This window comes from Siminovitchia jepli (genome assembly GCF_047228825.1).
Classification (GTDB): domain Bacteria; phylum Bacillota; class Bacilli; order Bacillales; family Bacillaceae_C; genus Siminovitchia.
Window position 1 is genome coordinate 82587 of sequence record NZ_JBFEGN010000008.1, and the last position, 6000, is coordinate 88586.

Consider the following 6000-nt stretch of genomic DNA (forward strand, 5'->3'; position numbering starts at 1 on the left):
CCCCCTTTCAAACTTTATATTTTTTATAATAATTCCAATAATTTCGATATGAAAGGGGCTTTCAGGTCAATTATTTGGGATATTTTACAATCATTTTACAACCTGACAAAACTTGATATGTATCTGAAACTGTTGTAATAATGGGTCTTGTCTAATTTTCTTGCATGATTGATTATAAAAGCCATTCTTTTATGCCCAGTACTAAAGACAGCGCTTTCACAAACCAAATTCAATAAGGAGGAGATCACCTCCTCCTTATTAAACGCTTGAGAGTACCCTTCTCATATCATCATAAGAGTTGTTCCAAAAATCCGGATTCTCCCTAAAGGATTTGGCTACTTGTTTTACCATTACTTTAAACTTTTCGTCATAGCCGGGATCCTCTTTGGGAGGCAGGTCTTTTCTGAACTCGTCGACAAATTTTCTTGTAGACTCTGTGATGGGGCCCCATTTCGCCGCTTCGTTTCCATTTTCATCAATAAAAATAAAGATTGGAATAACCCGCTTTTCATTTGTCAAATATTGATCCATCAGATCCAGATTTTCATCCCGCAGCAAAAAACGGGCCGACATGCCTGTTTTTTCAGCCAGGCGGAGCAACACAGGAACATTGAGCATGCAATGTCCGCACCACGGTTCCGCGAGTGCCACTACCCGCAAATTTTTGTCTTTGACAGATTGGAAAAATCTATCATCTTCCGACGGGGTAAATTGCTCATAAATGCCCAAAAATCCATCTTTATGGTACTCCAGCGTTCCGATATATTCATCTGGCGTCAGCCCTTTTTCATACCACTCATTTAAATCCATTTCCTTCCTCTCCTTTTTCCTTTTATACTAAGCGTACTTCAACAGAACCGTCGTGTAAATTGAACTGCATATTCCATTGTTTCAATATCGCAAAATGGGTTAAAGTAAAAGAAGATTCCATTGGGAGGGTTGTAAAAATGCATCCAATCGTATTGTTTGACGGTGAGTGCAATTTTTGTGATGCGAGTGTCCAATTTATTATAAAAAACGATCCGAAAGGAAACATTCATTTCGCCTCTTTGCAAAGTGACATCGGACAAAAACTGTTAAAGGCACAAAATGTTCCCAGCCATGTCGACAGCATGATTGTTATAGAAGAAGACAAAGTCTATTATAAATCTGCGGCGGTACTCCGAATAGGCCGGTATTTAAATGCGCCGTGGAAATGGCTTTATCCTTTGATCATGATACCTTCTCCCATCCGTAACCCCTTTTATGACCTCATTGCAAAAAACCGTTATAAATGGTTTGGCAAAAAAGAAAGCTGCATGCTTCCGCCACCGGAAGTGAGGGCCAGATTTTTATCATGAAAAAAGACGCATAGAAAAAATGCGCCTTTTTCAATTATTTTACTTGAAGCAAGCGTGGTGCCGTCGTGACAAGCAATGCAATCACGATAAAGCACGCCAGGGAAGATGCGATGTAAGAAGTACCGTTTGATATCAGTGAATATAGAAAAGCGGATTGGCCCGGAGGTGCAAATTTTCCCCAAAAAATAATTCCGGCAATAAAATGCCAAACATATCTCGCAAAGCCGCCCAAGAATATAGCCACAAACAAAATCAGGACCATCATCATTTTCCCTTCAGACTTCACAGCATTTTTCATTGCGGGTGCCAACAATCCTGCTGCACCGACAAAGCTGAATGCAACAAAATATTCAATAAACCCTTGCAGGGGAGTTAATATTTGTCCTGCGGCATCCCCCAGAACAACCTGCAGCAGTCCCCACAAAAATCCCGATGCAAAGCCGGCCTTGATTCCCCAGCGGAGCGCCACGATAAAAATCGGGACCATGGCAAATGAAAACTTGATCGCCGGCGTTACTTGAATCGATGGAATCATATCCAGCATCATCGCAAAAGCGGCAAAAATCGATACCTCCATCAGTGCACGTAATGACATCTTTTTCCTTCCCATATAAAAAACCCCCCATGATGTAATGACCGATCGTAACCATAGGGGAACAAAGACAATAAACTACATTGCCCTCAACTCTATCACCATCCCTGCGCTGGAATTAACCAACAGGTTCGAAGGGTCTGGAACGAATCCACTCTCAGCAAAAAGCTCCCCCTGGTACGCCGATTCAATTTCTACTCTACTTAATTGTAGTTGATTTTAAAAAAATTGCAATCTTTGTTATAGAAAGTTTGAGGCACGTCCATATTATTGCCAGCCATTCAGCTCCTGATCCCCATTTGATAGACAGGCTCTCCATTCTGATTGGCAACATAATTTAACATACACCTGATGGTTTGGCGCTTGCCCCAATTGTCAAACCTCACATAGAAGCGCGGATTGAAGCAAAAAGGCCTTGGAGGGTATAGCTATCTGACATTTCCCGACAAAAATCTATTAAAACCTCCATGGAATAACTTTTTTAAGATCTGGATATTATCTGAATCAGAAGACTTCAATTCTTTGGATTTATGCCGATTAAATTAATATAGCCAACCAGATTTTTTGTTATGTCAAATAAGAAGCCTGTTACATTAATGCTATCAATCCAATAAGAATGGGCATTCTTTTGTTTGGAAAACTTTAGAGGTGATGCAATAAAATTAATAGGAGAGCCTTTCAATAAATTGTTGAGAGGAAATATATTTTTTGAAAATATTTTGTACTAGGAGCAGGTGTAATTATGAAGAAGTTATTGAATTGGTTTTATAATCTAAAAACATCGGTGAAATTGATATCAGCTTTTCTTATTTTGGCATTATTCCAAGTAGGTACTGGAGTTATAGCCTTGTCCCAAATGGGCGCATTAAATAATGGAATTTCCGGCATGTTTAACAATAACTTGAAACCGATACAGGAAGTTGCGGAAGCCCGGGACCTGGTTCAACAGTTGAGATTGGCCAGCAGGGATTTATACTTGGCCCAAACGGAACAGGAAACCGAAAAATTAATCGCAGATGTAAAAAAAATCCGAGAAAAAATTGAAGCACATGTCAGCGCATACAGTAAACACCAATTGTCATATGAGCAGGAAGATAAAATAAACAGATTCAATAATATATGGGAAGCACACAATAATTTATATGATCGTGCAGTTCAGCTGGTGATTGACGGCAAGAACACGGAATACTTGTTAAGCCTTAACGGCGGCCTGCTCAATACTCAAAACGGGATGATCAATGAATTGGATGCGCTAATGGAGTTGGATGCGGCTGCTGCCGAAAAGGCCCAACAGAAAGCCCAAAAAGTGTATTTAACTACTCTCATGGTAGTGGCAGGTATTACTGCTTTCATATGTTTGCTAAGTATATTATTCGGCATCTTCATTGCAAAAGTTATTTCCCGTCCGCTTGGACAAGTGGCTCGATTAGTGGAAAAAGTGGCTGATGGTGATTTATCCGAAACGGTAAATATACGTACAAAGGATGAAGTAGGCACTCTGGCCCGTTCCGTCAATAAAATGGTTGGAAATTTAAGGGCCACAATTCAAAACATTTTAAGTGCTTCCGAAAATTTATCAGCTTCCGCCGAGCAGGTTTCGGCCAGCACCGAAGAGATTGCCAGTGCAAGTACAAATCAGGCGAACGCTGCGCAAACAATCAATGAATTATTTAAAGAACTGGCGGATGCCATAAACTCGGTTGCCCAAAATACCGAACAAGCAGCCGAATTATCAAATAAAACGATTAAAATTGCCAAAGAAGGAGGACAGGTTGTCCAGTCCTCCGTTGAAGGAGCCGCCATGGTGAGTACCCAAATGTCCCGGCTCGAAGAGGATTCCAAGAAAATTGGAGAAATTATTGAAGTCATTAATGATATTGCCGATCAGACAAACCTCCTTGCCCTAAACGCAGCAATAGAAGCTGCGAGGGCCGGAGAACAAGGACGGGGATTTGCTGTCGTGGCCGATGAAGTCCGCAAACTTGCAGAAAGAAGCAGTCAAGCCACAAATGAAATATCCAATATTATTAAAAATATGCAAGAAGCTACGGTTGTTAGTGTGAAATCTGTCGAAGAAGGCGTCACTACAACGCAAAAATCAGGTGAAGCTTTCGAAAACATTATTCAAATGATAAATGATACAGGGAATAAAGTGACGGAAATTGCAAGTGCAAGTGAAGAACAAGCTGCCCAGACGTCAGAAGTACTCTCCTATATTGAGAGCATTTCAGCCACAACGGAAGAAGCCGCTGCCAGCAGCGAGGAAACTGCTTCAACAGCAAACGCTTTGACAGAGCTGGCCGAGGAGCTGAATGCGTCGGTGTCCGCCTTTAAATTAAGCAAAGAAGTATAGTATATACTCAGGGCTGTCCGGAAAGCCGGCGACAGCCCTTTTTTTCTTGTCCTATGTCGAATGCCTAAAACCCGACTGATTGAAGTTTCCCTTTATTTGGATGATGCATCTGAGATTTTGGGATAAATAAGGATTATTTTGCAAATGGAAAAATATAGAACAAGCATAAGGATTAAATTTATTCCTGCATGATTGATTTGAAAAAGTTTCAATATCGTGTAAATCATTAAGGGGACTGTTAGAGCATATCCCGTCATTTTCCAAAGATAATGATAAGTAAGCTTTCTTCCCGCCATCTTCGCCATTCCGAAAGAAACGAAAGCCAACATGGACACTCCCGCTACAACCAAAAAAAGGATCAAAAACGGATAAAATACCAGGATTTGAATAATATATGTACTGTATGTGATCCCCTCGGTCATCCACTCCGGATTCATAATCATTTTCGCAATGTCTGGCAAAAATAATAGAACCAGCAGACAAACCATATATGTCATTGCATCTCTCATACTCACTCTATTTAATTGAAAAACCGCATCTTTTTTTGGCAGCAATAAACTATTTTTGAATATAAAAGGAAGGTTCACCAGCTTCCCCCCATGAAGTGAAAAATTATATAGCAACCGTGACCATATCCATGCCAGCTTTTATGCGAAATTGATATTGATTGCTCATTTCCAACATATTATACATTAATTTTGGTCATCAAAAAAGAAACCTCGATCTTTCCCGGCATCAAAAATTCTTCATCCCGTCCATTCGGCTACCTTCTTTTTTTCATAAAAACAAATAAAAATACAATCACCAGAATAAACAATAAGACATAAACCACTCTTGAATAAATATCAAAATAACCGAAGGCAGCTTTGAGGAGTAAATTTATGTTTTTTAGTCCTTAAAACAGAAAATGCACTTATCCACAGATGTAAAAATTTACCAATCAATTTTTCTGTGAAAAAAGTCAAAACGAGCACAATGGATTATTTTTGGCTTTAAAGTTGTGGATAACTATAAAAACTCTTCCTTAGCATCACATCCTTTGATAAAATAAAACCGTTAGGTAAACCTGATTTGCATCGGTTTCCCTAATTGGAGTAAATCCTCGGCTGTTAAAATGCGGCTCCGAATCGCTTCTAACAGATCCGAGGATTTTTCTTTTGCCGATTTTTTTAGACCCTTTAGGATCTTGGCACCATTAAGGTACAACTGAACCAAGATATCGGCGATTTGCACCAGAAGGTAATGGTTTTTCATGGCCGTATAGTTATGGGAATTCACATGTTCAATATCGTGCCACCCGTTCTTCTGGTGGTTAAAACCCTCGTTTTCTATTTTCCAGCGACTCCGCCCCGCTTGGACGAGTTTTTCCGCATTCCTTTTAGTGATTCTAATGTCCGTAATAAACAAAAACTCTTTGTCCTCTGTTTTCAATACTGCTTCCAAAAGATTTACGCGTCTGTTGTTATATGAAATATTGTGGGTCCAAACAAACTTATCTCCCTCTTTTTTTTCATGTTTGTTCTTTTTGTTGTTTTCTTCCAGGTATTTGATGGCCTCGAACTCAGTCGCGATGCTTTTAATTCTGCCTTCCTTGAAACGGAAGATGTATTTCCATTTGTTATCGTGGCAGATGTCAAAGACAGGCTCACATGCATACAGGCTGTCTCCCAAAAGACAGATGGGCAGTCGTTTGAATGTGCTTTTGATTTTCTTGG

The 6000-nt window shown here is 39.9% G+C and carries 6 protein-coding genes and 1 riboswitch; of the genes, 2 read left to right on the plus strand and 4 right to left on the minus strand.

Annotated elements, in window-relative coordinates:
- Positions 1–258: 258 nt before the first annotated feature.
- Positions 259–810 (minus strand): thioredoxin family protein, encoded by a 552-nt coding sequence (locus AB1L08_RS05925; protein ID WP_413063742.1) that lies wholly within the window; start codon positions 808–810, stop codon positions 259–261.
- Positions 811–947: 137 nt separating this feature from the next.
- On the opposite strand from AB1L08_RS05925, the gene AB1L08_RS05930 reads away from it, so the two are divergent.
- On the plus strand, positions 948–1340 hold the full coding sequence (locus AB1L08_RS05930; protein WP_413063743.1) for a thiol-disulfide oxidoreductase DCC family protein: 393 nt from the start codon (positions 948–950) through the stop codon (positions 1338–1340).
- Positions 1341–1374: 34 nt separating this feature from the next.
- Here AB1L08_RS05930 and thiT read toward each other — a convergent pair whose 3' ends face one another.
- A complete protein-coding gene (gene thiT, locus AB1L08_RS05935) occupies positions 1375–1950 on the minus strand; it encodes an energy-coupled thiamine transporter ThiT (RefSeq protein ID WP_413063744.1) in 576 nt (191 codons plus the stop codon).
- Positions 1951–2019: 69 nt separating this feature from the next.
- Positions 2020–2117: riboswitch (TPP riboswitch) on the minus strand.
- A gap of 557 nt (positions 2118–2674) precedes the next feature.
- Here thiT and AB1L08_RS05940 point away from each other — a divergent pair.
- Positions 2675–4285 carry a methyl-accepting chemotaxis protein gene (locus AB1L08_RS05940; protein ID WP_413063745.1) on the plus strand — a complete coding sequence of 537 codons (1611 nt, stop codon included), beginning with the start codon at positions 2675–2677 and terminating at the stop codon, positions 4283–4285.
- A 92-nt stretch (positions 4286–4377) separates the two neighbouring features.
- Here the strand turns inward: AB1L08_RS05940 and AB1L08_RS05945 are convergent, their stop codons facing one another.
- Both AB1L08_RS05945 and AB1L08_RS05950 read right to left on the minus strand, forming a co-directional pair.
- Positions 4378–4872 (minus strand): DUF1189 family protein, encoded by a 495-nt coding sequence (locus AB1L08_RS05945; protein WP_413063746.1) that lies wholly within the window; start codon positions 4870–4872, stop codon positions 4378–4380.
- A gap of 469 nt (positions 4873–5341) precedes the next feature.
- A partial coding sequence (locus AB1L08_RS05950; protein WP_413063747.1) for a transposase occupies positions 5342–6000 on the minus strand: 659 nt, incomplete at its 5' end.

What these genes read in the sequence shown, in the direction of transcription:
- thiT (WP_413063744.1), bottom strand. Translation starts at nt 1,950, where the DNA reads ATGGGAAGGAAAAAGATGTCATTACGTGCACTGATGGAGGTATCGATT.
- AB1L08_RS05930 (WP_413063743.1), top strand. Translation starts at nt 948, where the DNA reads ATGCATCCAATCGTATTGTTTGACGGTGAGTGCAATTTTTGTGATGCG.
- AB1L08_RS05940 (WP_413063745.1), top strand. Translation starts at nt 2,675, where the DNA reads ATGAAGAAGTTATTGAATTGGTTTTATAATCTAAAAACATCGGTGAAA.
- AB1L08_RS05925 (WP_413063742.1), bottom strand. Translation starts at nt 810, where the DNA reads ATGGATTTAAATGAGTGGTATGAAAAAGGGCTGACGCCAGATGAATAT.